We start from the raw sequence: 24,926 nt of genomic DNA, 5'->3' as shown, positions 1-24,926 counted from the left end.
CGTCCACCGCCGTTGATGCCAGACGTGGCGCCGGCGGCCCGCTACCACCGTTGACGAACGGAGGCCGCAGGGATGCGGCTACGACCGAAGCCACCATGAGGATGCCACCCAACCCGGTCCGCCTGAGGCAAATCCTTCCCCCTGTCCGAGAAGAATTCAAAAGACAAACCGCTTGACTTTCCACGCGCCGAGCACGGCGCGACGGATTCTAATTACAAACGCTCCCGTCAACGCTTCTGCGAAATTACGCTCACTCATTTGCCGCGCATCAGGAGGAGGGGGGGCAGCGTTAGCGGAATATGACGAAAGTAAGGCTCCTTGACTCTCCCCGCGCCGGAGCGCCGGCGGAGAATCCACCCGCGGACCGTGCTGTGGCAGTGGGGCGGTACACATACACGCCGGCCGCAGCGTACTCATCGCCTGATGCTCGCGGCACCTTGCACGGAGACGGTGCACGGGTCGAACTGTGGGTCACCGAGTCGCTGCTCGGCGAGTTCCTGACGCTGCTGGACGCGGCCCAGGAGGACCTCAGCCGACGGTGGAACGACCAGGGACGCTCCGGCTTCCACGCCTCCCGCACGTGACGGGGGCGGATTTCCATGAATGACCACTACCAGGATCTCCCCTTCACGCGACGTGAATGGTATTCGGGCGCACGCCCCACCGGATCGGGTACCGGCCAGCACAGGGGCCCTGTCGAGGCCCTGCACCCGGGTGACCCCTTGGAACAGGGCTGGGACCCGGTCGAGGAACTCACCTACCTCCTGCAGGATGCCGCGGCGGCGGAGCAGGAGGCCATCGTGCCGCCACCTCGCAACGAGCCGCCGTCCGGCGTCGGCTTCACCGGCGACCCGATGGACAACCTGGTAGAGATCACTGCCGAGTTGCCGCCCATCCGGCGTCCTTCTGCCGGACATCGCAAGGTGCGAGTCCGCAAACTCCGCTTCACGTGGCTGCAGACCGTCAGCTTCATGATCGCCGCATTCGCCACGGTCATTGTGGCGATGGTGAGCGTCTTCGGTGGCATGGTGGCCTACGAACCTCTGCGGCACATCGCGTCCGGTACGAGCGGCACGGTTTCCTGGTGGCCCCTTCTGGTCTACGGACCCTGGATGGTGGCCTCGCTCTCCATCCTGCGGGCCGCCCTGCACCAACGCCGTGCTGTGCACTCATGGTTCGTCGTTCTGCTGTTTTCCTCCCTCGCGATGATGCTCTGTGTGGCGGAGGCCGCCAGGACCTTCACTGGTATCGCCCCAGCCGTCCTACCAGCCCTCGCGTCCCTGGCCTGCTTCCAGCAACTGGTCCGGCAAATCACACTGACCCGGCCGCCACGCCAGAGCATGTCCCGGCACCGGCAGCGCCCCAGCCCCGTATCTCCAGAGCCCCCTGAAACCAAGAGCGATTCGGCCACACGGAGACCGCCTCTTGCTTGATTCCGCTCGGCCGCTCTCCCTGCCACTTTCCGCGAGAGGGCTCCTGACCAGCTGGTTGGCCAGGAGCCCTCTTACCGGGCTGCTTCCGTGACCTCAGTCCTGCGTCGGTGTCCTCTTCTTGCGGACGAAGAGCACCGCGGCGCCACCGGCCACGACGAGGGCGATCGCGATCCCCGCTATCACGGGGGTGGCGCTGGAGGCGCCGGTATCGGCGAGGTCGGTGGTCGCGGTGGAGGTGCCGCCCGCCGTGGCCGGGCTGGGCTCGTTCAGCGTCTGGGCCGTCTCGGCGCCGACGCTGCTCTGCGTCCGGCAGTCGAGTACGCCCTTGAACCGCTTCTCGTAGCCGTTCGGCCCCTTGATCGTGAAGTCGTACGCCTGGTCCTCCTGCAGCGGGATCGTCACGGTCTGTGACGCGCCTGCCGCGATGGTGTGCTCGACACCCATCAGCTGGAAGGTGAACGCCTCGTCGCCCTCGTTGGCCGCCGTGATGTCCACGCCGCCCTCGGCGCAGTTCTTCTCGGCCGACAGCGCGGGTATCGCGCCGGTCTTGGCCCAGTTCGCGGTGGCCGTCGCCGAGACCGTCGACTCGCTGGAGCCGGCGAGGATCTGGGTCTGGCTCCTGGTCTCGGAGGCGAAGGCCCGGCCGACCGGGACGGTGGTCGAGGCCTGCACGGTCAGCGCGGCCGAACCGTCCGCGGTGTCCTCGGGGACGTCGAAGAACAGCTCGCCGCCGTCGGCCGCGGACGTGATCTCCTTGCCGTCCTTGTCGACGACCAGCACTCCGCTGGTCGCGTCGGCTGGCGGCGTGACCGTCACGCTGTCCGCGTTGGTGTGCACGGTGACCGGGCCGAGCAGTTCACCGGCGTGACCGGAGACCGCGGGTGGGTCCAGGGTCAGCGAGGCCTCGGGCTCCGCGAGGGTGCGCGCGTTGCGCTGCAGATAGTCGGCGAGCTTCTCCGCCTGCGGGTCGACGGCGTCCACGTCGGCACCGTCCGAGTACCGCCAGATCGCGACCTGCGTGCCGGCCGCCGCGTCCTGCTCGGTGAGACCGCTCGCGCCCGCCTTGGCGGCCAGCGCGGCGAGGTCGTTCACCTGCGGGTAGGAGTTCTGCAGGATCCAGCGGATGCGGCCCGCGTCGGGGTTGCCGTTCAGTGAGGTGCCGCTCCAGGGCGTCTCCTGGTACTTGGCGTCCATCTGCGTCGGGTTGTGGAGGTCGACGCAGTAGGTCTGCAGGGTGCCGCCGTTGTCGACGGACATCTCGAACAGCCCCGCGGGCACCTGCTTGTCCTCGCCGTTCTCGTGGATGACGGCGGCCCCGGACGTCTTCAGCTCACCTATGGTGGCGGTCGCGCCGCCCCGGCTCAGGGGGAGTTCGTCGGCGGCGGCCGTGCCCGCGGCCGTCAGGGCGCTCACGGCAGCGAGTCCGGACACCAGCGCCGCCGCGGCGAGCCGGGCGGCGCCCCGCCCACGCACGGACGACGCAGAGAACGAAGAAAGCACAGAATTCCCCTTCGAGCAGGACCCGTTGACGTGGGGGGTTACGGTCCCACCAGCAGAATCAGAAGCCCCGAGAGCTATGCCCGGCATCCTAAGGACGGGGCGCACCTCTCTCCCCGGTCATGACATCGGACAAGCGATCCGACTCGGAATCGTTATCGCCGAGATGAGGCGTGAGCTGGGCTTATCGACAAATCCATGGGGACCGTTCGGAACGCATTCGCCGATAAGCCGCACTTCGGCCAGACAGTGAGTCCAGTACCTGGTGTGTACCTGACGTCACGTCACCAGAGCCGGTTCCTGATGCTGTTGTCGCTGCCCACGCTGCTCCTGCTGCCCCTGTTGCTGGTGAGCGGTCTCGGCCGCCTGAGCCGTCGGCTCCGTCTCCCAGCTGGGCTCCGGCTTGGCCGGCGCATCCGACGGTGTCTCGCCCTTGTGGGCGCGCCGGAACGCCGCGGTGCCGCGCGCCAGATCGTGGCCGATCGCCGTGGCCTCGATGTCCGCGCCCGTCCACGACTGCCCGTCGCGCAGCTCGGAGCGGATCTTCAGCCTCCCCCGCACCACGAGCGGCTCGCCCACCGAGACGGACGCCTGCACATTCGTCGCGAGTGCCCGATTGGCCCACACCGTGAAGAAGTTGGTGTGCCCGTCCGTCCAGGCGTTCTTCTCCCGGTCCCAGTACCGCTGCGTCACCGCCAGCCGGAACCTCGCCGACGAGCCCGTCGCCGTCTCCCGGAACACCGGCTGCGTCGCCACGTTCCCCACCACACACACCGTCGTCTCGTTCATCGCGGAATCCCTCCCTGCCCACGCCTACGGGCTCGTCCCGTACGGCTGCGTCCGGTGCGGCGACCGCGATGTGCTCGCGTCGTTGATCGCCGCGGTCCCAGACTGCCTCCGCCGGCCCGAGCCCGCTGAGCGCTGTGGGCCACCGCCCGGTTGTGGACAACTCCGCCACCCGAACGAGAACTTCACCCGCCCAGGGCATGCCCGACAGTTCCCTCCCCCGGCCTCCGGCCGGGAGGTGCCCCAGCCTCGCGAACTTTCGCAACACGCCCTAGACGCCGACCCCCGTAACCCGCAGGTACTGCTCCCGCACCTCCCGATACCGCAGCAGCTCCGACGCCAGCGGATCGAGAACCCGGGCGCGGCCGCACCCCGACGCCGCCTCCCGCAACCGTCGTTCCGCCTCCAGCCCGTACCGCCGGGCCGGCCCGCGTGCCGCCAGCCGGCAGGCCCAATCGACACCCGGTCCGCCCACGATGCCGATCACCATCAGTAGCACCGGCACCCCGAGATTCGGCGACATGAAGCCGACGACCTGCCCCAGCAGCCAGAGCCCGCCGATGGCCTGGAGGATCGTCATGGCCGCCTGGGCCAGTACGGCGACCGGCCACCAGCCGGGCCTCGGCGGCCGCCCGACCGGCGCGCCGGCTCGTACGGCCAGCTCGTCGAGCGCCTCGCACAGCCCCTGTGACCCCCGTACGGCCGCCTCGCGCACCGCCTGCGCCCAGGGCGTGGGCAGTCCGCCGGCCGCCTGCTCGGCGACCGTACGGACCGCCTGCTCGACCCGCTGCCGGGCCGTGGCCTCCTCGTCGGCGTGGGTCCGTACGGACAGGCGCCCGGTCGGTGGTTCGCGCCGGTCCTGGTACCAGCGCCACAGTCGCAGCCAGGGGGTGCCGCACGCGCGGTTGGCGTTGCGTCGCCACGCCCGCTCGGCCGCCTCGCCCGCCGCCGTGGCGCCAACCGCGTCCGCCAGCCGGTCGGCGAACTCGTCGCGCGCCTCCTCGGTAAGCCCTGCCTGCCTCCGGTTCGCGTAGACCGGCCACAGACGGGCCGCCGCCGCGTCGACATCGGCGGAGATCCGGCGCACCGCGGCTCCCCGCTCGGCCACGAAGTGACCGAGCACCTCGCGCAGTTCCGGGACGCCGTCCCCGGTGAGCGCGGACAGCGAGAGAACGGTCGCGCCCGGCTCGCCGTACTCGCCGAGCGCGATCCCGTCCTCGTCGAGCAGCCGCCGCAGGTCGTCGAGGACCTGGTCGGCGGCCTCCCCGGGCAGCCGGTCGATCTGGTTGAGGACTACGAAGGTGACCTCCGCGTGTCCCGCCATGGGCCGCAGATAGCGCTCGTGCAGCACGGCGTCGGCGTACTTCTCCGGGTCGACGACCCAGATGACGGCGTCGACGAGCGCAAGGATGCGGTCCACCTGTTCGCGGTGCTGGACGGCCGCGGAGTCGTGGTCGGGCAGGTCCACCAGGACGAGCCCGCGCAACTGCGCCTCGGCCTCCGCGCTCTGCAGCGGGCGCCGTCGCAGCCGCCCCGGGATGCCGAGCCGGTCGATGAGGCTCGCCGCGCCGTCGCTCCAGCTGCACGCGATGGGCGCGGCGGTGGTCGGTCTGCGTACCCCGGTCTCCGAAATGGCCACTCCGGCGAGCGCGTTGAAGAGCTGCGACTTGCCGCTTCCGGTGGCGCCCGCGATGGCGACCACGGTGTGCTGTCCGGAGAGCCTGCGCCGCGCCGTGGCCTCGTCCAGGACCTGCCCCGCCTCGGCGAGCGTCCTGCTGTCCAGCCGGGTGCGGGAGAGCCCCACCAGTTCACGCAGCGCGTCGAGGCGGGACCGTAGCGAACCGTCGTACGCGAGAGGGGTCACTACGGGCGGCCTGCTGTCCACGACAGCCTCCTTCACGGGCCTGGCCTGTCCCTCCGCCGTGGCGGACACGCGCCGCGCGATCAGCCCGTCGTCCCAGGAGACGCCGGAGTCCGCGGCGTCGGCGGCATCTGCGCCCGCCGCGCCGTCCGCGCGGCCCTTGTTGCCGATGCCGTCGGTGCCGTCCGTGTCGTCCCCGGAAGCGGGCTTCTCGGGGTAGTCGTCGATTTCCACGCGCACAAGCCCGAACATGCGGCTCTCCGAACGGACACCCACCTTGCCGGCGTCCTTCTTGCCGGCGTCCTTCTTGCCGGTATCCCTCTTGATGAAGTCCTTCATGTCGAAGTCCTTCTTGCGAACGTCTTTGCGGTCGGTCACGAAATCGTCCTCCACGCGCGCGTGCCCACTGCCCTCACGCCCTTCGTCGTCTCCGGGGTGATCGGCGTGATCCGTGTGGTCCGTGACGGCGGTCACCACGATCACCTCTCCTTCTGCAGTACGGACAGCGCGGCGATGAGTTCGGCCTGGGGTTCGGGGTGTACGTCGAGTGCGTCGAGCGGCGCGAGCCGCCGCTCCCGTTCGGTGTGCAGGGTCTTGTCGAGGTAGTCGCTGAGCAGCCGCCCGCCCTTGTCGCGCAGCCGCAGGGCGCCGTGGGCTCCGATCCGCTCGGCGAGTCCTTCGCCCGCGGACCGGGCCCGACGGCCGCCCAGGAGCGCGGTGGCGACCAGCGCCGCCACCACCTCGGGGTCCGGCGCGACGCTCTTCTCAAGGGCACGCACCTCCTCCTCGGCGTACTCCTCGAGGATCCGCCGCCAGCGCCGTACGGCCATCCCGATGCGGTGCTCGGCGCTCTCCAGCGTCGGATCACGGTCCGTCAGCCCCGGCGCGGCCGCGCCGGGTTCGCGGCGCCAGGCCTCGTCGATGCGCTCGTCGGCGGCGGTGACGGCGCACAGCAGCAGCGCGGCCAGGCTCTCGGCGAGCGCGTCGAGCAGTTCGCCGGCGGTGCAGTCCAGCGGATAGCTGCGCCACCGCTTGAGCGCGTCCCCGGCGAGCACGGCCCCGGCCTGCAAACGGCCCCGTACGCGCGCGTGCTCGCTGTCGTACGCCCCGTCGACGGCCGCGGTGAGCCGCAGGGCGGCGGCGTACTGCGCGGCCGCCGCACCGGCCAGCTCGGGCATCCGTGTCTTCAGCGAGTCGAGGACCCCGTACGCCGTGCGTGCCATCGCCTGCTGTCGGGCTCCCGGATCCTCCACCTGCTCCGTGAGCCAGGCGAGCAGAGGCGCCACCGCGGTGGCCGGAAGCAGCCCCCCACCCCATGCCGACTCGGGCAACTCGGGCACGGTGAAGCGGGGTACGTCGCCGAGCCCCGCCTTGGTGAGGAGCGCGCCGTACTGACGCGACACCTCCGAAACGACCTGGTGGGGCACCCGGTCGAGGACCGTGACGAGCGTCGCGTCGTGTTCCTTCGCGGTACGGAGCAGATGCCACGGCACGGCGTCTGCGTACCGGGCGGCCGTGGTGACCATCACCCAGATGTCGGCCGCGCAGATCAGTTCGGCGGCGAGCACCCTGTTGTCGGCCACGAGGGAGTCGATGTCGGGCGCGTCGAGGAGGGCGAGCCCGCGCGGGAGGGTGTCGGCGGTCTCGATGCGCAGCACCCGCCCGTCGTCCTCGCCCGGCAGCAGTGGATCGTCCCCGGCGTCCTGTTGGGGCACCCACACGCGTGTGAGGTCCGGCAGTACGCGCATACCGCTGAACCAGTGATGGTCCTCCGGGTGGCACACGAGCACCGGAGTGCGCGTCGTGGGCCGCAGTACCCCGGCTTCACTGACCCGGCGTCCCACAAGGGAGTTGACCAGTGTGGACTTGCCCGCCCCGGTCGATCCTCCGATCACGGCGAGCAAGGGTGCTTCGGGTTCTCTCAACCGGGGCACGAGATAGTCGTCGAGTTGCGCGAGCAGTTCGTCGCGGTTGGCACGCGCGCGTGGAGCGCCCGCCAGGGGCAGCGGGAAGCGTGCGGCGGCGACACGGTCGCGCAGGGCGGAAAGTGCGTCGAGAAGCTGAGGCCGTACGTCCAAGGTCACCACATGCGAAGAATGCCCAATTTTGGAGGCTTTCTGAAGCATATGAGCATGTCTGCGCGCCGATCGGACATACGAGGCGGAAGGGACGCATGGGGCGCAGGCATAACGAGTGCACAACACCCGGGGCGTGAGACGCCAAAAGCGATGCACGATTCGCACCTGCCTGCGATTATCAGGACCGCTTCACTGAACCTCCACATCGAGCCACGGAGGCGAAGCATCAAGGACAGGGACCCGGGCGCTCTATCCTTGTCCCCTGCAAGGTCACGGACCCGCCCACACCCGGGCACCAGCACCACAGGCCACCACACCCGGCCCCCGTAGCTCAGTGGATAGAGCAGGCGCCTTCTAAGCGCTTGGCCGCAGGTTCGAGTCCTGCCGGGGGCGCCAACAGCATCTGTACGTGCTGTGGCCCTTGGAGCCACCCCCAGCTTCGAAGTGGCAGGCATGACGTCTTGCATCCTTTCCGCAGTCGTGGCGATGTCGAGCAGCATGTCGGCAGGCAGCGTGATGTTGATCGCCGCCTCGCTCGGGTCGTAGTGCAGACGGATCGTGAGCTGAATGACTTCGAACAGCCGCCGAAGAAGCTGCTGAGGCGCATGGGCAAGGTTGAGAGCCAGGTACGGCAGTCCGTCCAGCAGGTCTGCGGCCTCCTGAGTTGGCCAAACGGGTTCGGCCGCGTCCGCAGCGTCCAGCTCCGCGAGGGTCGTGAGAGCGGTCTCTCGCTCTGACTCCAGCCTGTTGTAGCTCGTACGCAACCCTTTGGCGAAGGGATCATCTGGGCCGCCACTCTCGGCCTGACGCAGGATGCTCTCTTGGCGGCGCGAGAGCCCTTCGAGAGCGCGCTGCAACTGGTCTCGCTGCGTCTGTCGCTGTCTCGCCGCGCGGTCGTCGACCGACGCGAGCTCCGCAGCAAGCAAGTCTCGGCGCTGCGGGCCGAAGACCCGGTCCGTCTCGGCGACGCCTGAACCCAGTTTCAGCCGCCGCCGACTTCCACCCCCACTCGGTATGGGTGAGGTCGACCCGGAGCGCGGTACTGGCCTCACGACCAGCCCGTTTCTCCGGGTCGCCTCCCGAACCCGGCGTGCGCCGCTAAGCGCACCGGGCTCTCCACAAGTCCCGTTGGGTCGGTGTTCACTTCATGCTGTGCTCGGCCACAGTGTCGGGATGCGTGTTCCCCGGTAGTAGTAGCGCTTGGCGCTCACCCTTGCCGGATCGAACAATTCCACATCCAGCGCCACCAGAAGCGAGGCACCGGCAAACGATACGTCCTTGCCCGTTCCACCAACGGCGGATCGATTCGACCGCGAAGGCTGCGGTGTCGTGATCCGTACCGACGTTCACCCAGCCGGTGTCCGCCGCCAGGTCGTAGATGCCGTAGGGCAGGGCCTTGCCCAGTGCATCACCGGGGAAGTCATGGACGTCAACCCGCACGGGTTCACCGGCCGGCCGCCATTGACGTCCCGCGTTCTTGAACTCCCCGACGACTTCCTTCTTTTTCGTGTCCACACTGACCACCGGCTCGCCGTCCGCCTGATAGTCCTTGACCTGGCCGTTGACGTACCGGAACTGCGCGTCGCGGTCGGCGTGTTGAGCGCCTTCAAGGGCCTTGGCATTGGCCTGCAGACTGAAACCGTTCTCCCGCAGCAGCCTGCCCACGGTCGGCGCCGAGGCGGCATGGCCTGCCGCGTCAGCTCCCCGGCCAGAGACCGCAGCGACCTGGTCGTCCACCGCAGCGGCGACACCGGATCGCCCCGCTCCTCCGGCTCGACCAGCGCCAACAACGCCGGAACGAGCAGCGGGTCAAGCTCCTCGGCGCTCTTGCGACCGCCGCCGTCCCGGCGCACCCGGCCATCGGGCAATGGGTCCTCACCGCCCTCCAGCTCGAAGACCCCCTTGCGCACCGTCGTCTCGCTCACCCCTGCGGCACGCGCGACGGCCCGAACCCCGCCGTGCCCCAGCAGCCGGGCCTCGGCGGCCAGCGCCAGCCGCTGCTGCCGCTCATTCAGTTGAGGTAACAACACCCCGAATCTCAGGGCAAGTTGGTCACGAACATCGTTCGGTATGGACATACCACACCAACGACAGGCAGACCGGGAAAGCAACGTGTTGATTCTTTACGGGCCCTAAGCGTTTTCGCAGGTCACGCAAGTGAGTTGAAGGATTCTCGACGCGGAGCAACGGAGCTCGTTGGTACAGGCAGTCGACCAAGACAGCTTGTCCCGAAGGAGCTCCGTTGCCCCGTCATTGTGTCCGGCCGTCTGTGCTGACGACTATCACCCGTACGGTCACCGTGGCCGCGGGCCGGTTCGCTCCCGGGCATCTGGGCGAGTTGACTGCCGTCGTGCCGTTCGAGCTCGTGGACGCGGTCCTTGCGGAGACGAGGGCGGTACAGCGACGGCTGCGTGATCTGCCGTCGCGGGTCGGGGTCTACTTCCTGCTGGCGATGTGCCTGTTCCCCGAGGTCGGCTACCGGCTGGTCTGGGACACGCTGACCGCGGGTCTGTCCGGGATGCCGGTGGTCTGTCCGTCGGCGAAGGCGTTGCGTGACCTGCGCCGGCGGATCGGCAGCGCGCCGGTGCGGGCGTTGTTCGAGGTGCTGGCCGGGTTGCTGGCCCGGCCGACGACGCCAGGGGCGCGGTTCGGCCCCTACCGGATGGTGTCGTTCGACGGCTGCAGTTCGCTGAGAGTCCCCGATTCCGAGCGGAACCGGGCCTGGCTGGGCAGGACTTCGCATCATGGCTATCCGACGCTGGAGTTGATGACGCTGATCGAATCCGGCACCCGGGCCCTGGTCGGCGCGGTGTTCGGCCCCACCGCCGAGGGCGAGACAAGCTACGCTCGCCGACTGCTGCATCTGCTGCGGCCGGACATGCTGGTGCTGTGGGACAAAGGATTCGACAGCAACGTCTTCCTCTCGAAGGTCACCGACACCGGCGCCCAGGTGTTGGGCCGGCTTCGCAGCAACCGGCGCACGCCGGTCCTCACCCGCCTCACCGACGGCTCCTACCTCTCGGCGATCGGCACCGTGAAGGTGCGGGTCATCGACACACAGATCGCCGTGACCTGCGCGGACGGCACGTCCTTCACCGGGTCCTACCGACTCGTCACGCCCCTGACCGACGCCCGCCGCTACCCCGCCACCTCACTGGTGGGCCTCTACCATCAGCGGTGGGAACACGAATCGGCGTACTACGCACTCCGCCACACGATCATGAACGGGCGCAACCTGCGCTCGGGCGACCCGGCAGGCATCGAGCAGGAATGTGGTCCCTGCTCACGCTCTATCAGGCCCGGGCGTGATGCGTCCGCCCGACAACGGCACCTCAGTCATGAAGCCATGGTGCAGGGCGTCGGCGGCTCAGGCCGCTCGTGTGAGGTGTGCGCGTACGGCGTTGCTGAGAGACGCGTAGAACGGGGTGCGGTCGGCGGCCTGCAGGACCTGGGAGCAGACGGTCAGCTCCGCCACCCGTGCGGCGGGTGTGCCGAGTACGTGGGCGAAGGCCGCGCGGACGCGGGCCGCCGTCTTCGGAGTGTGCAGGAAGCCAGTAGCATCCGTGGCCGGTGCTGACTGGTCCTGAAAGCGTGCGGCCGACACAGCCCCAGACGGATCGTCCGTGGGTTTCGTGCACGCCGAGTGTGTGACAGGCAGCAGCCGGGCCTTGGCCCAAGGCCGGGTATCGCGCCCGCCAGGGCCGCGGCCGCGATGACCGGGAGCGCCAGGAGAGCACGCATCACTGCGGACCGGGCCATCGGCCGGGAGACGCGAACCGCCGCGCCGGATCCCCGGCTCCTGTGCATGCCGGGCCGACGGCGCTACGCCTGCCGGACGCCGACGCCCGGGCCGGCCAGACGGTCCCGGGCGTCCTCGGCATCCCCCTTCGCTCAGTGATGCTCTCCGCCTTCCTTGGCAGCCACCGGGGCGGTGTCCTTCCCCGCTGGCGTGGTCGGCGCGGGGAAGGCACCGATCGTCGCCGGCCTGCCGCGGCGGCGGAGTCGGCGCCAGTCTCGGCGTGCCGAGGTCCTGGGCCGGTACGCGTACCCGTAGCCGTACTGCTCGCTGTCGCGCTTGGCGGGCACCATGTTGAGGACGCTGCCGAGCGCAGTCGTGCCGACGTCTTGCAGGACGCGCACGGCGTCGGTGAGCTGGCCCCGGGTGCTCTTCGCGTACCGGGCCACCAGCAGGTAGCCGTCGACCGCCGAGGCCATCGCCAGTGTGTCCGCCACCGGGAGTGCCGGGGCGGTGTCGATCACCACGTGGTCGAACCGGTCGGCGAGCGAGCGCACCACGGTGCGGAACTGCGCCGAGCCCAGCATCTCCGCCGGGTTCGGCGGCAGCACCCCGCTGGCCAGCACCGAGAAGGAGCCCGCCGACTGCATCACGTCCTCGGCATTCGCCTGGCCGATCATCACGGTGGTCAGTCCGGCGTCCCGTACCAGGCCGAGCGCATTGGCCACGCTGGGGCGCCGCAGGTCCGCGTCGATCAGGCAGACCGAGGAGCCGAACTCGGCCAGGGCGGACGCCAGGTTGATCGAGATGCTCGTCTTCCCCTCGCCGGGCACCGCGCTGGTGACCGCGATGACCTTGGGCGGAGCGTCGATGTCCACGAACCGGAGGCTGGTGCGCAGCCGTCTGAAGTCCTCCGCCCGCCGACCGAACGCGTCGTCGTCCGTCGCCACCGGGTGTCGGGAGACACGCTGGTCGAGGACGACGCTTCCGAGTACGGCCGGTCCGCCGGCGTCGGCGAGACACCGGGTCAGGTCGCTGCGGCTGCGCACCGAGGTGTCCAGCGACTCCCGCGCGACCGCCAGGCCGGTACCGAGGCTCAGACCGGCCACGAGCCCGAGCGCGAGGTTGAGCACCAGGTTCGGGGAATCCGGCGCGTTCGGTCTGTGGGCGGGCTGGGTGATGCTCAGCCGGACGGGCGAGAGCCGGGCACCCTCCGGTCGTTCGATGTCAGCGATGACCTCGGCGAAGCGGTGGGCGATCGCGTTGCTGATCCGAGCCGCCCGGGACGGTTGCGTGTCCGTGACGGTGATCTTGAGGAGTACCGTTTCGAGGGGTACCTCCGTGGTGATCTTTCGGGCCAGTTGTGAGGGCGTCATGTCCAGGCGCAGAGACTTGGCGACCGGCTCGGTCACGTGAGGGCTGGTGACCACTTCCGCGTAGGAGCGGACGCGAGCCTGGGCGAAGGTGTTGCCCTGATTGAGCTTGACCGTGTCGTCCCAGTCCTGAAGAGACACGAAGAGCGTCGAGGTGGCCCGGTACTGCGGTGTGGTGGCGTTGGTGGCGAACGCGCCGACCGCTGTTCCCAGCAGGCCCAGCGCCGCGATGGCGCGCCAACGCCTGACCAGGAATCGGAGGTAGTCGGACAGATCCAAGATATCCATCCCAGGTGTGCAAGTAGGCGGCGATATGGGACATTCGTTAACCTACCGATCGTATCCATAGTGACCGGTGAAAACGTGCAGGAGTGACGGCCTTCCGCTGAGGCAGCCGGAGCCGCGTACAGCCATTTGCCGCACGCGCGTTCGGTGGCCGTTCATCCGTCACCGACCACACGGGTTCCGTCGGCCGCGTTGTGGCGTGCCGACGGCGATGGAGGGCCGGCCGGTCCGCACGGCGGCGGCGATCCTCTCCACCGACTCCTTGACGCGCATCACGCACTGCCATGCCTGCCGAGGGCGGCACCGGGGGCCGCCCGGCCGCGCCGTCGTCGCCCTGCGCCCGCTCGACTCCGCGCCGGGCGGCAGCAGTTGGGCGAATTCGCGCAGCGTGAACGCACGCGACAACGCCCGCACGGGGACAGCCGTACGGCCGCCTCGCGGTGTTCCGCCGCGGCACCCAGTACCAGAATGGAGGCGGCCGCGGCCACCATCGGCCTGCCCGGCACGGCGTGCGTTCCGGCGCTGCCGACCTGGGCCGGCTGCCGTGCCGCGGCCGGCCGTTGCCTCAGCGGGCATTCGGCGAGCGCCGAGTGGTACAGGTCGCGGTGCACACGACAAGCACGCGTGAAGCGGGCCAACCCCTCCGAAACGAATTGGAGGCGTAGATATCCCGCACAGCATCAGTATCCATGCCACCGGGGCGGGAAATCAGCCGATGCACGGACTGTTCGGGAACACCGTGGCCCGCAGGGGATGCACCAGCGGCTGACGCAGCACGACGGGAGAACGGTCCCGAGGCCGCTCCAGCAAGTGGAGTACGAGGGTGCGCGTGCCGCGCGCGGGCAGCTCGACATCGAGGGTGAAGACCGGGTGGCCCCGCTCGACGCCGTGGCCGACCTGAGTGGGGCGGCCGTCCAGGGTGGCACCGGACAGGGTGGCCTCCGTACTGGCGTAGTAGGACACCAACAGGCGGTTGTCACCGGGCCGGGTGTCGTAGGGCGGGTCGTCCACCCGCTGGACGACGTACGGCGGGAGTCCCGACACCGGAGCCCGGTTGGTCAGGCGGACGGTCACGGTGACCTCGCGTTGGCCGCCGGCGCACCGGCCCGGTGCCCACACGAGTTGGCGGTCGAGGTAGTAGTCGAGCTTCGTACCCGCCGCATTGTTGACGACCAGTCCGGCCAGCGGAGCGGATCCTTCGGGCAGTGCTCCGCCGAACGACCGCGCCTGGAGTTGGCGCCGCTCCGCCGAGTGGGCACTCCACACCTTGATCCGTCCCTCTCCCAGCTGCCGGTGCAGTGCCGAGAAGAAGGCGGCCCGGCGCGGAGGGTCGGACGAGGCACCGAGCAGCCGGACGGCCACCGCACGCGCCACGTCGAGGAAGTACGCCTTGCGCCGCTTGAAGTCCGGGTGGAGCGCGTAGCTGGCGCGCTCGCTGAGATCCACGACGTTGTGGGCGGCGATGACGCTCCCGTCGGGCAGCCAGGCAGGGCCGGAGGCGGCGAGGAGCCCAGAGACCGCACCGGGGTCCAGGCCGAAGGCACCGTCCACGGTCTGGCCACTGTGCCGCTGCCACGCCGCGGCCCAGATCCGCGCCGCGTACGGGAAGTGCGGGCTCATGTTGGAGTTCACCCAGGTCCGGGTCGGGGCGCTGGGGCCGTAGAGCGCGTCGAACTCCGCGCCCAGGTCGACGTCCGCATACGCCTCGCTCAGTTCGGTGTCGTTCCCGAAGTACTCGAAGCTCAGTCGACCCCGGTCCGCCCTGAGCACCGCGAAGGCTCCGGGAAGCCCACCCGTTCCACGAGCCTCGGCGGTGTTCTCGAACACCGCGAGGTACCGCCGCGGTCCGTCCGCTCCGAGCATCGAGGGCATCAACCGGGCCGCCGCGGCGGCATCGTGGGTGAGAGGGGTGATCCGATCGAGCTGTCGGGCGAGTTCGGTGCGCGCCCGGTCGGTGGCCGGCAGCCAGGTGCCGTGCGGGAGGTCGTCGACATCGGCGCGCACCTCCGATGCGCTGCGCGAGGCCTGTCCGAGAAGGGGAGCCACACGGCGCAGCGCGGAGAGGTTCAGGTGTCGGCCGTCGGCCGTCCCGGTGGAACCGAGTTCCGCGACGGTGCGCGCCATGGGGGAGAGCACGTCGCGGGTCAGCCGGTCGGAGGCTTCCGCGATACCGCGTACGGTACGGAAGGGGCCGCCGAGAACGGGCAGATGGGCCGCCGGGAACCAGGCGGGGCCGGTGGTGAGCCGATGCGCCCGGGCGGCATGGCCGGCGGCGCTGCGCACCGCGTCCTGTGCTGTTGCGGTCCGCGTCGTTGGCGGGCCGGCCGCGGTGGCCGGGTCCGCTGAGGGCTGCGCGAGGAGCTGCCGCCGCAGCATCTCCAGACTCCGCTGGGCGGCCAGCAGCTCATTGCGGGCGAGCACTCCGGTGACCGCGATCCAGGCAGCACCGGCCAGGAGCAGTCCCGCCGCGGCGTACACCGGCAGCCTCACACGACGGTCGCGCAGCCGACGGACGATGACGGCGGGCAGGACCCGCTCCTTCCACCGGCGCGGAATCCGTCTGACCCGCTCCGCACTGAGCGGGGGTTTCTGCACCCGCGACGCACCACGGCGAGTCTCGGACATCTGGTGTCACTCCCTGGCTGATCTCGTTCGTGGATCCCGTGGCCCGCCCCCGCGCAACGCCCTCCGGGCGCCGGGTGCGGAGGTGAGCCCCTCCGTGCGACGCGCGGGCGCCGGCTCAGTAGGCGCCGTCACCGCGCAGCACGGCGGGGAGGGTCCGCCAGAGGATCGCCAGGTCCAGCCTGATCGACCAGGTGTCGACGTACTCCAGATCCAGGCGCAGGGCGTCCTCCCAGACGAGGTCGGACCGTCCGCTCACCTGCCACAGTCCGGTGATCCCGGGCCGGACCAGCAGGCGGCGGCGGGCCTCCCCGGTGAACGCCGAGTCCACGACCGGGAGCGGACGGGGACCGACCAGGGACATCTGCCCCCGCAGCACATTGACCAGCTGCGGCAACTCGTCCAGGGAGTAACGCCGCAACCACCGCCCGACCGCGGTCACCCGTGGGTCCTCGCGGATCTTGAAGAGGTGCCCGTCCGCCTCGTTGCGCAATTCCATGGCCGTGCGCAACCGCTCAGAACCGAGGTGCATCGTCCGCAACTTGAGGACGTGGAACTCCTTGCCCCGCCAGCCGGTGCGGCGCTGGCGGAACAGCAGCGGGCCCGGAGTGTCGAGCTTCACCGCGACGGCGGCGGCGAGGAGCACCGGCGCCACCAACAGGAGCAGGACGGACGCCGCCACGCAGTCGATGGACCGCTTGGCCGCCCGCACTCCCCAGTGCGCCCGCCGCCACGGAACCGGCCGGTGATGAGCCGTCTTCGCAGTGGATACCGGCATTCCGCATCCCTTCGCCTTCTACGGCAGAACGGGTGAAACGTGCCCTGACTGGGAGCATTTCGACCCGCGTGACGTCTCAATCTGTCCATTTCTGACTAATGAATAGAAACACGACATCGATCTGAGCTTCGGCAATGACACCGAAGCTCGCCCTCGTCCACCAGCCTGGGCGGGGCGGCCGAGAGGACCTGCATGCGTGCAGTAGTGACGGGTGGGGCCGGGTTCATCGGCTCCCATCTGTGCGAGCGGCTGCTTCAGGCGGACCACGAAGTGGTCTGCGTGGACAACTTCCTGACTTCCAGCCCCGAGAACATCGAGCACCTCATGGGCGACCGGCACTTCCAGTTCCGCCACTGGGACATCACCGAGGGCGTGGACGAGCCGGGGCCGGTGGACGCCGTCTTTCACATGGCTTCACCAGCCTCGCCCGCGGACTACCTGAGACTGCCTCTGGAGACACTCCGAGTGGGCTCGGCCGGCACCTGGCACGCCTTGGACCTGGCCGCCGCGAAGGGCGCCCGCTTCCTGCTGGCCTCCACCTCCGAGTCGTACGGCGACCCCCTGATCCATCCTCAGCCGGAGAGCTACTGGGGACATGTGAACCCCGTGGGCCCCCGTTCGGTGTACGACGAGGCGAAGCGCTTCGGCGAGGCACTGACGATGGCGTACCGCAGGAGCCGCGGTGTGGACGCCAAGATCGTGCGGCTCTTCAACACCTTCGGGCCGCGGATGCGCCCGGACGACGGACGGGCGATCCCCACCTTCATCCGCCAGGCGCTGTGCGGGGAGACGATCACGGTCACCGGCGACGGCAGCCAGACCAGGTCCCTGTGCTACGTCGACGATGTGGTCGAAGGCCTGCTGCTCATGCTGGCCAGTGACCACAGCGGGCCCGTCAACCTGGGCAATCCCCACGAGGTCTCCATGCTGGAGCTGGCACAGTGGATCGGCAAGCTCGCCCGGTCCCGCTCCGAGATCACGCTCACCCCCCGTCCCCAGGACGACCCCGAGAGACGGCGTCCGGACATCACCCTGGCCCGCGAACTGCTGAACTGGGAGCCCACGACTCCCGTGGAGCGCGGCCTGTGCGAGACCATCACCGACTTCCGCCGGCGTCTGGCCCTCGGGGAGTTCACCGGGAGCGGCGCGCAGTCCGCCGGATCCACGCCGCGCTCCGAAGCCGCCCGCTCATGACCGCCCCTCCGAGCAGTCGAACGACATCGGTGACGGCGGCTCCCGTGGTCGAGTGCCTCGGTGTGCCCATCACCGCGCACACCCGCGACAGTGCGGCCCGCCATGTCGTGCACCTGGCCGGTCGGATGCGCGAGGCAAGCCATGGGCTTACCGACGGACCCGGCACCTCCGGCATCCAGCGCGGCAGTGATGTACACCTGTCCAACGCCTACACGCTCGCCCTGGCCGACCGGGACCCCGAGCTGCTCGGCATCCTCCGCTCGGCCTCCCTCAACCTCCCCGACGGGCAGCCGGTCGTGTGGGCCAACCGGCTGCTCCACCGCAGCGCCGCACTGCCGGGCACACGTGTCTACGGCCCCGACCTCCTTCTGGACGTCTTCGCCCTGAGTCAGCACACCGAACTGAATCACTACCTTCTCGGCTCCACGCCCCAGGTGCTCGACGCACTGCACCGGGAACTGAGGCAGCGCTATCCCGGGGCGCGGATCGTCGGCACCTGCTCCCCGCCCTTCCGTCCCCTGACCGTCCACGAACGGCGGCAGCAGGTGGAGGAAATCCGTTCCGCCGCGGCGGACATCGTCTGGGTCGGACTCGGCACGCCCAAGCAGGACCGCTGGGCCGCCGAACTGTGCGACGCACTGCCCGTGGTGGCCGTTGCCGTGGGCGCGGCCTTCGACTTCATCGCCGGCAGCAAGCCGCAGGCACCGCACTGGATGCGGCACAACGGGCTGGAATGGCTGTTCCGCTTCGGCTGCGAACCACGCCGCCTGTGGCGCCGGTACCTGTTCGGCAACGCGCGGTTCGTCCACGGGGTGGTGCGCCAGGCGACACGCCCCGTACGAGCGGACGGCGGTGCGGTGCACGCGGCATCCGATCGCCTGAATTCGGGCCGACTCGTCGGTCAGGGCCGGGAAATTCCCGACATCGTTCCTAAGGTGCGGCCATGACGATCACTCCGGTCAGACCCTCGATGGGGGAGCTGCAAGAGCGCGAGCACGGAGTCGGGCACGACTACGCGTCGGGCTCCCCGCACATTCGCCACCACACGATTCGAGACCGGCTGATCGGAGACCTCCACGCCCTGGTCCAACAGGTCCCCGACCGGAACGGGCAGTGCCGGGTGCTCGAACTGGGAGCCGGACACGGCACCTTCACCGATCATCTCGTGGCCGCGGGCGCGCAGGTCACGGTGACGGAGATGAGCGAGCCGAGCGTCCGCTTCCACCGCAATCCGCATGTCACCGTGATCCACGACAAGGAAGGCACCGCGGCCTGCCAGGCCGGGCCGCTCGACGCCGTGGTGTGCATCTCCGTGCTGCACCACATCCCCGACTACCTGGGCACCGTCAAGCAGCTCATCGAGCGCATCGTTCCCGGCGGCGCGTTCCTCAGTGCCCAGGATCCCCTGTGGTACCCGCGCCGCTCACGGATGTCGCTGTGCCTGGACCGGAACGCGTACTTCCTCTGGCGCCTCGGCCAGGGCCAGCTCCGCCGCGACCTCGCCACCCGCCTGCGCCGCCTGCGCCGGCTGCGCGGCGTCTACGACGACGCCAATGAGGCCGACATGGTCGAGTACCACGTCGTCCGCGACGGCGTCGACGAGGATGCCCTGCGGGACCTGCTCGCACCGGCCTTCGCAAGGGTGGAGGTCCGGCGTTACTGGTCCACCCAGTCGGGGTTGCTTCAGGCTGCCGGGGAGCGCCTCTTCCCGCCGACGACCTTCGGCCTCGTCGCCGGGAACCGCCGATGACACGGTCATCACGCTTGATCAACGACACGGATGCCGAGGACGGCCGAGTGAACGAGACAGCTCACCTCCGGGCCGATGGTCCGCCTGGGCGTCCCGCAACCCACCGAGTGGCGCTGGTGCACAGCTTCTACTCGTCACGCCAGCCCAGCGGTGAAAACGTTGCCGTGATGGACCAGTCGGAGACGCTTCGTGCCGCCGGGCACGATGTCACCGTGATCACCGGGCACACCGACGACCTGGAAAGGGAACCCGGGTACGCCCTCCGAGCCGCCGTCCGTGTCGGCACGGGGCGCGGCCGGTCGCCTCTGGCCGAGCTGCGCCGTCTGGATCCCGATGTGGTGCACGTCCACAACCTGTTCCCGAACTTCGGCACTGCCTGGCTGGCGAGCTGGCCTGGCGCGCTTGTGGCTACCCTCCACAACTACCGTTCGGCCTGCGCAGCCGCCACGTTCTTTCGCAATGGAACCATGTGCACGGCATGCCCAGATGGCGACAGCTGGGCGGGACTACGGCACGGTTGCTACCGGGGATCGCGCACCGCCACGCTTCCCCTCGCCTGGGCCGGACGGCACGGTGCCGCAGCCCATCCGCTTCTGCGCCGGGCCGACCGGATGGTGGCGCTCTCCGAGCTCAGCCGGGACCTCTTCCTCCGCCTCGGAGTGGCGGAAGAACGCCTCGCTCTGGTGCCCAACTTCGTGGACGTCGAGCACGCGACCATGCGACTGACTGCCACCCCGGAGCGAGCACATCGGGCCTCCCGATGGCTCTATGTCGGCCGCTTGAGCGAGGAGAAAGGCATCCTGCCCCTGCTTCGGAACTGGCCGGAGAACGAGCCTCTCGATGTGATCGGGTCCGGCCCGCTGGAGTCCGCTTGCAGGGCGGCTGCCCCGACGAGTGTTCAGTTCTTCGGCCCCTTCCCACGTACCGAGATCGCAACCCGTCTACCGCGTTACATCGGCCTGATCTACCCCAGCGTCTGCCCCGAGAGCGCCGCCTCGCTCGTCTATCAGGAAGCCCTCGCTGCGGGGGTGCCCGTACTCGCCCTGGCGGGATCGGCGACGGCAGACAACGTCCACCGGATCGGTACGGGTGCCGTCTACACCGACCCTGATCTTCCGCAGGCGCTCCGCGCGGCCCGAACCCACTTCCCCGAGCTTCACAAACGGTGCATTCAGATGCATGCCCGGTACTACACCAAGCGGTCGTGGACGGAGGGAATTGCAGCCGTCTATGCCGACGCCGTCCAGCAGGCCGCATATCGCCGGGCCCGAGGTGGCGGCAAACCTTCGCCGCACTGACGCGCCAGCGGTGGCGCCTGTCACTCCTGCTTCTTGACCCGACTGTTCAGCCGAATACTTCTCAGCGTGTCAATTGCGGATGAACGTCTCGCCGAAAACGGTATGGACGCGGGCTCATCTCCGGTTATCGAGTTGCACCCAAAAGGCACCCACAGGGAGAACGCATTGACAACCGGAAGACCGACGATTGACATTCTCACGCCAAGTATGAACTACCGCCAGTATATCGAGGACGCGGTGGTCTCGGTGGCACGTCAGTGCTACCCCGGCCTCAAGCACATCGTGCAGGACGGGGCATCCACTGACGGATCGGTGCAACTGCTGGAGAACCTTGCGCGACGGCACCCGCAGTTGGATCACAGAAGCATGCCTGATCGCGGGCAATCCGACGCATTGAACCGGGCTGCTGCCCGTGCCACGTCGGACTGGATCGGCTGGCTGAACGCGGACGAGTTCTACCTCCCGGGCGGTGTCGCGGCGGCAGCCGATGTGATTGCCTCCGAACCGGAGGCAGATGTGATCTTCGGGGACTGCGTATTCGTGGATGCACACGGCAGGTACCTACGGCTCCTCCCCGTGCATCGCTTCTCTCAATTCACCTTGCGGAAGTATGGTTGCTTCATTCCGTCCTGCGCCACTTTCGTGCGCCGTAGCCGCTTGACGCAGACTTCTTGGGATCCACGGCTGCGCAGGGTCATGGACTGGAATCTGTGGCTCTCGCTGGCGGCCGACGGAGCACGTTTTCGCTACCTGCCCCGCCCGTTGGCGGCATATCGGGTGCATGACGCCCAGGTCACGCAACAACCCGCCGAGAGGTACCAGGCCGAGTTCGATCTCATGTCTTCGGTACACGGCCTGCCCAGAACAGCACTAACGCGACGCGCGTCCCGTCTTGTGGGCATGTCGGTGCACGCCGCCCAGAAGGTGGTGAGCCATGGATACATCAGGCAGCTGCGGGCCAATCAGTTGGCCCGGAGCAAAGATCTTCGCTGGTGGCTGAACGAAAGTGCCCTACATCGCGCCAATCAGCTGGTGAACGTACGGGTTTCCTCTTGAGAGGGAACCGAAGTTCCCACTGTGAACGACAAGAAGGGGTTCCTACATGATGCGTTCAGGCTGGAGCGGCTATGAAGCCAAGTTCGTCGACGAGGGAAGGGTGGAACATTACACTCGCCAGTACGATGAAGGCAGCTACGACGACCATGTGTGGCGTCTTGAAAGGCCTGTCCTCCTGGACGTGCTTCGGAGTGAACGGGTAAGTCGCGGACGTCTCAGGGTTCTCGACTTCGCCTGTGGAACCGGCCGCATTCTGCGAGGGCTGGAAGGTGTGGCGGACGAGCTGACGGGCGTTGACATCTCGGCGGAGATGGCCAAGCGTGCGGCCGAGGCCAGCCCCGGAGCACTCATCAGGACCGGCTGCGCACTCACCGAGAACCTGCTGGCAGGCCCGTACGATGCCGTCACTGTCTTTCGATTTCTTCTGAATGCGCCTGAAGAGGTCAGGGTGCCTGTCCTCCGCAAGATCAGACAGCACATGGAGCCAGGTGCTCTCCTCATCCTGAACAACCATGGGCACTGTCCCAGTCTGCGGTCCATCGCTGTACGCGTGCCCAAGAGCAGACCGGAGCGCCCGAACGAGCTGCGACACAGGGACATCATCGAACTTCTGGACGCATCCGGATTCCGGGTGGAATCCCGCCGCGGCTTCTCGGCTTTCCCACCCGTCCTGCACCGGAATCTTCCCGCTGCGGCCCTGAGAAGGGCCGATGCGGTCGCATGCAGGCCGCCTCTGCAGAGGATCACCGGAGGACTGATGGTTGAGCAGCTGTACATGGCAAGGGCTGTGAGATGACAAAGGTGGACGTCGGGCAGTTCACTTGGCAGCGCGGGCTGTTGCGCGCCGGCCCATTGGGGCGGCGTATCGAGTTGCGGAGCACGGGCGGACGACACGGCACGGCAGCCGCGCGCGTCATCTATCGGCCATTGCGACCTGCCGGCCGTGCGGCCGCCATCTTCGACCAGTTCATGATGCGCGTGAAGATCGGGCCCAAGGTCGACAATCCGCTGGCCTTCGCGGACACCTTCCTTCACGCCTTGCCCAAGGACGTCGACGGCATGGCCTTCATGCACTCGTCCACGCCGGGAAGATGCATTGCCGCCCTCTCTGCTTCTGGCCGCCCTCGCTATGTGCTCAAGGTTGGCAGCCGCGATGACCAACGTCTCCAGAACGAAGGGGAAGTCCTCACAAAACTCCCCTCGATGGGGCTTCCGTTCAACGTCCCCGAACTCCTCTTCGCGGACTTCATGGGGGACCACTTCGTGGTGATGAGTCGGGCCTGGTCGAACTGCCGCCAGGCGGGACTGCTCTCCCGCGACGAGCTGTTGGACATCACGGCGGCACTCGGCAGACCGGGCAACGGCAAGCGCTCGTTGAGGCACGGCGACTTGGCGCCCTGGAACATCCTCAGAACTCCCCAAGGGCTGGGCATCGTCGACTGGGAGTGCGCGTCACTGGCCCAGCGTCCCTTGCGGGACGTCATTCACTACCTCGTCCAGGCGGGTGGGCATCTCCGATGGATCGACGCGAGGGCTGTGGTCCGTGAACTGACCGAACCTCAGGGGACCTTGGCACAACTTGCCACGCGTATCGGTTGCCCTCAGCCAGAGGTCGACCAAGCACTCCGGTCCTACTTCGCTTCGGCCCCCGCGGCGAGCATCCGACGGGTAGGCGGTTTTCGCGACCGCGTCGCCTCGAAGCTGGGCCTCAAGGTCACCTGACTCCACGCGCCCACGGGACACCCGTGTGGACGCCCGAGGAAACCGTCAACGGCTCCGCCGAGGCATCGGGACGGCGTGTCCGATTTACAGCACTACGCTGCCCTGCCACGCCGAGTGAAGACCCTCCGATGACATGGGACGGTCACACACAGAAAGTGGGCACCGGCGGAGGCGAACACAGGTCCTGTGGGTCCCATAAAGTGGGCCAGCGGAACCGACGCCGCCAGGTTGACGACGGCCATGAGGACGGCTCGCACAGCCTGGAAGCGGAGCCCTGCCGGATCCGAGAGCCACATCGCCACGGGATAGTTCACCGCGTGGGAGAGGACCAAGGCGGAAAAGGCAGCCATCAGCCCAGGCCCGACGGCCACACGGCCGTGCAGCATCCAACTCGCCACAGTCGGGCCAGCGGTCACCAGCAGGACACTGATCGCCAGGCCGCCCGCGGTAAAATACGCCGTGAGTTGCAGCAGTTGGCGGCGCGGTGCCTGCGGGGAGGTACGACGATGCCTACTGAACATTCGCCACAGCGGCAGCGCCGCCGCTGCAATGAGCGCGGAGGCAGGAGCGTAGAGCTGGGCTCCCGCCGAATAGACGGCCACGGCGACGGGGGTCGCGACGCTGCTGAGGACAAGGCGATCCGCACCATAGGCGACGGCGGAGGTCACCTTGATCACAGCCATAGGTCCTGCCAGTTGAATGATCCGGGTGCCTGGGAACCGACGAAGCGGAAAAAGCACGACACGGAGCAAGCGCATCCTCAGCATGCGGCCGGCCAGCAACAGGCTGCCCGCTCCGGCGGCACACTGCCCGATGAGCACCGACGCGGCGAAGACTGCCGGGGGCGCGTCATATGCGGCACCGAGCAGCACGACGGTCAACGCGATGAGCGTGCCGGCTCCTTGCAGGAGCACGGCGAAGTGATAGCGGCCCAAGCCCCCGAGCACTGATCCACCCAGGCTAAGGGGCAGGCTGCAGCCGAACAGCACGGATACGACAGCGATGCACGGGGCGGCGCCCGGTCCGGACGTGCTGGCGAGCAGTGCGTCGGCCGCACCCGAGACAGCCGTCAGAACTCCGCAAACGGCAATGGCAGAGCCTGCGCACAGAAGTGTCCGGGCACCCGCGGTGATGGTGCGGAGCATGTGCTCGCGGTCTCCACTGGAAAATGCGTCGATCACGGCGGCTCCGACACCGAGCTCGGAGACCGCGAGCAGGCTCGGCAGCGTACTGACCAGGGCGACGAGCGCATAGCCGGCAATACCGAGAGTGTCGACGACACTGCGCGCCGACAGCAGTGTGGCGGCTCCCCCCAGAACGAGCACGACAGCCTTAGCGGCAAACGATCTCAGGACGGCCTGTAGATAGGACCTGGACCCGACTGCGGACATGTCGGGGGCCTCGGTCTCCGAGCTTTCACTGGTCGATGAGCTCATGGATGTCACTTCCTGTGGCCG

The 24,926-nt window shown here is 68.7% G+C and carries 20 protein-coding genes, 1 tRNA gene and 1 pseudogene; 12 read left to right on the top strand and 10 right to left on the bottom strand.

Annotation, left to right across the window (positions count from 1 at the left end; genetic code table 11):
• Window positions 1-437 precede the first annotated feature (437 nt).
• Together QF035_RS33760 and QF035_RS33755 are read left to right on the top strand one after the other, a co-directional pair.
• A complete protein-coding gene (locus QF035_RS33760; RefSeq protein ID WP_307524280.1) occupies window positions 438-584 on the top strand; it encodes a hypothetical protein in 147 nt (48 codons plus the stop codon).
• 138 nt (window positions 585-722) lie between these two features.
• Entirely contained in the window at window positions 723-1,433 is a 711-nt protein-coding gene (locus QF035_RS33755; protein WP_373466775.1) for a DUF2637 domain-containing protein, read from the top strand.
• A 93-nt stretch (window positions 1,434-1,526) separates the two neighbouring features.
• On the opposite strand, the gene QF035_RS33750 is transcribed toward QF035_RS33755, so the two are convergent.
• The 4 genes from QF035_RS33750 to QF035_RS33735 form a co-directional block, all read right to left on the bottom strand.
• Entirely contained in the window at window positions 1,527-2,933 is a 1,407-nt protein-coding gene (locus QF035_RS33750) for a TQXA domain-containing protein (RefSeq protein WP_307524276.1), read from the bottom strand.
• Window positions 2,934-3,209: 276 nt separating this feature from the next.
• Window positions 3,210-3,719: a single-stranded DNA-binding protein gene (locus tag QF035_RS33745; RefSeq protein ID WP_307524274.1), complete on the bottom strand. Its 510-nt coding sequence runs from the start codon at window positions 3,717-3,719 to the stop codon at window positions 3,210-3,212.
• Between the two features lie 268 nt (window positions 3,720-3,987).
• Window positions 3,988-6,051: a YfjP family GTPase gene (locus tag QF035_RS33740; RefSeq protein WP_307531633.1), complete on the bottom strand. Its 2,064-nt coding sequence runs from the start codon at window positions 6,049-6,051 to the stop codon at window positions 3,988-3,990.
• A 5-nt stretch (window positions 6,052-6,056) separates the two neighbouring features.
• A complete protein-coding gene (locus QF035_RS33735; RefSeq protein ID WP_307524272.1) occupies window positions 6,057-7,664 on the bottom strand; it encodes a dynamin family protein in 1,608 nt (535 codons plus the stop codon).
• Between the two features lie 311 nt (window positions 7,665-7,975).
• On the opposite strand from QF035_RS33735, the gene QF035_RS33730 reads away from it, so the two are divergent.
• Together QF035_RS33730 and QF035_RS33725 are read left to right on the top strand one after the other, a co-directional pair.
• Window positions 7,976-8,051 (top strand) — tRNA-Arg (locus QF035_RS33730).
• A 425-nt stretch (window positions 8,052-8,476) separates the two neighbouring features.
• Complete coding sequence (locus QF035_RS33725) at window positions 8,477-8,629, top strand: hypothetical protein (protein ID WP_307524270.1); 153 nt, start codon at window positions 8,477-8,479, stop codon at window positions 8,627-8,629.
• A 298-nt stretch (window positions 8,630-8,927) separates the two neighbouring features.
• Here the strand turns inward: QF035_RS33725 and QF035_RS33720 are convergent.
• A pseudogene (locus QF035_RS33720) lies at window positions 8,928-9,733 on the bottom strand (ISAzo13 family transposase); the annotation flags it as partial.
• Between the two features lie 191 nt (window positions 9,734-9,924).
• On the opposite strand from QF035_RS33720, the gene QF035_RS33715 reads away from it, so the two are divergent.
• The gene (locus QF035_RS33715) at window positions 9,925-11,232 is read left to right on the top strand and encodes an IS4 family transposase (RefSeq protein ID WP_307524268.1); all 1,308 of its coding nucleotides are present in this window, start codon (window positions 9,925-9,927) and stop codon (window positions 11,230-11,232) included.
• A 314-nt stretch (window positions 11,233-11,546) separates the two neighbouring features.
• On the opposite strand, the gene QF035_RS33710 is transcribed toward QF035_RS33715, so the two are convergent.
• The 4 genes from QF035_RS33710 to QF035_RS33695 form a co-directional block, all read right to left on the bottom strand.
• On the bottom strand, window positions 11,547-13,052 hold the full coding sequence (locus tag QF035_RS33710; RefSeq protein WP_307524266.1) for a polysaccharide biosynthesis tyrosine autokinase: 1,506 nt from the start codon (window positions 13,050-13,052) through the stop codon (window positions 11,547-11,549).
• Between the two features lie 159 nt (window positions 13,053-13,211).
• Window positions 13,212-13,463, bottom strand: coding sequence for a hypothetical protein (locus tag QF035_RS33705; RefSeq protein ID WP_307524264.1), 252 nt, complete (start codon window positions 13,461-13,463; stop codon window positions 13,212-13,214).
• A 294-nt stretch (window positions 13,464-13,757) separates the two neighbouring features.
• Window positions 13,758-15,674, bottom strand: coding sequence for a DUF4012 domain-containing protein (locus QF035_RS33700; RefSeq protein ID WP_307524262.1), 1,917 nt, complete (start codon window positions 15,672-15,674; stop codon window positions 13,758-13,760).
• A gap of 115 nt (window positions 15,675-15,789) precedes the next feature.
• Complete coding sequence (locus tag QF035_RS33695; protein ID WP_307524260.1) at window positions 15,790-16,449, bottom strand: sugar transferase; 660 nt, start codon at window positions 16,447-16,449, stop codon at window positions 15,790-15,792.
• Between the two features lie 192 nt (window positions 16,450-16,641).
• Here QF035_RS33695 and QF035_RS33690 point away from each other — a divergent pair, with 192 nt between their 5' ends.
• The 7 genes from QF035_RS33690 (at window position 16,642) to QF035_RS33660 (ending at window position 23,469) form a co-directional block, all read left to right on the top strand.
• Complete coding sequence (locus QF035_RS33690; RefSeq protein ID WP_307524258.1) at window positions 16,642-17,643, top strand: UDP-glucuronic acid decarboxylase family protein; 1,002 nt, start codon at window positions 16,642-16,644, stop codon at window positions 17,641-17,643.
• A 29-nt stretch (window positions 17,644-17,672) separates the two neighbouring features.
• Window positions 17,673-18,590, top strand: a complete 918-nt coding sequence (locus QF035_RS33685; protein WP_307524256.1) for a WecB/TagA/CpsF family glycosyltransferase — start codon at window positions 17,673-17,675, stop codon at window positions 18,588-18,590.
• Window positions 18,587-19,393: a class I SAM-dependent methyltransferase gene (locus QF035_RS33680; RefSeq protein WP_307524254.1), complete on the top strand. Its 807-nt coding sequence runs from the start codon at window positions 18,587-18,589 to the stop codon at window positions 19,391-19,393. The genes QF035_RS33685 and QF035_RS33680 overlap by 4 nt, the downstream gene beginning before the upstream one ends.
• A complete protein-coding gene (locus QF035_RS33675) occupies window positions 19,390-20,691 on the top strand; it encodes a glycosyltransferase family 4 protein (RefSeq protein WP_373466774.1) in 1,302 nt (433 codons plus the stop codon). Before QF035_RS33680 ends, QF035_RS33675 begins: the two co-directional genes overlap by 4 nt.
• Before the next feature lie 66 nt (window positions 20,692-20,757).
• Complete coding sequence (locus QF035_RS33670) at window positions 20,758-21,747, top strand: glycosyltransferase family 2 protein (RefSeq protein WP_307524250.1); 990 nt, start codon at window positions 20,758-20,760, stop codon at window positions 21,745-21,747.
• 46 nt (window positions 21,748-21,793) lie between these two features.
• Window positions 21,794-22,543 (top strand): class I SAM-dependent DNA methyltransferase, encoded by a 750-nt coding sequence (locus QF035_RS33665; RefSeq protein ID WP_307524249.1) that lies wholly within the window; start codon window positions 21,794-21,796, stop codon window positions 22,541-22,543.
• Window positions 22,540-23,469, top strand: a complete 930-nt coding sequence (locus QF035_RS33660; protein ID WP_307524247.1) for a phosphotransferase — start codon at window positions 22,540-22,542, stop codon at window positions 23,467-23,469. The genes QF035_RS33665 and QF035_RS33660 overlap by 4 nt, the downstream gene beginning before the upstream one ends.
• A 92-nt stretch (window positions 23,470-23,561) precedes the next feature.
• Here the strand turns inward: QF035_RS33660 and QF035_RS33655 are convergent, their stop codons facing one another.
• On the bottom strand, window positions 23,562-24,905 hold the full coding sequence (locus QF035_RS33655; RefSeq protein ID WP_307524245.1) for a lipopolysaccharide biosynthesis protein: 1,344 nt from the start codon (window positions 24,903-24,905) through the stop codon (window positions 23,562-23,564).
• Window positions 24,906-24,926: the final 21 nt, after the last annotated feature.

The sequence above is a fragment of the Streptomyces umbrinus genome (genome assembly GCF_030817415.1).
Taxonomy (GTDB): domain Bacteria; phylum Actinomycetota; class Actinomycetes; order Streptomycetales; family Streptomycetaceae; genus Streptomyces; species Streptomyces umbrinus_A.
Note: the sequence above shows the minus strand (reverse complement) of the source record. Positions and strands in the feature narration are given on the sequence as shown.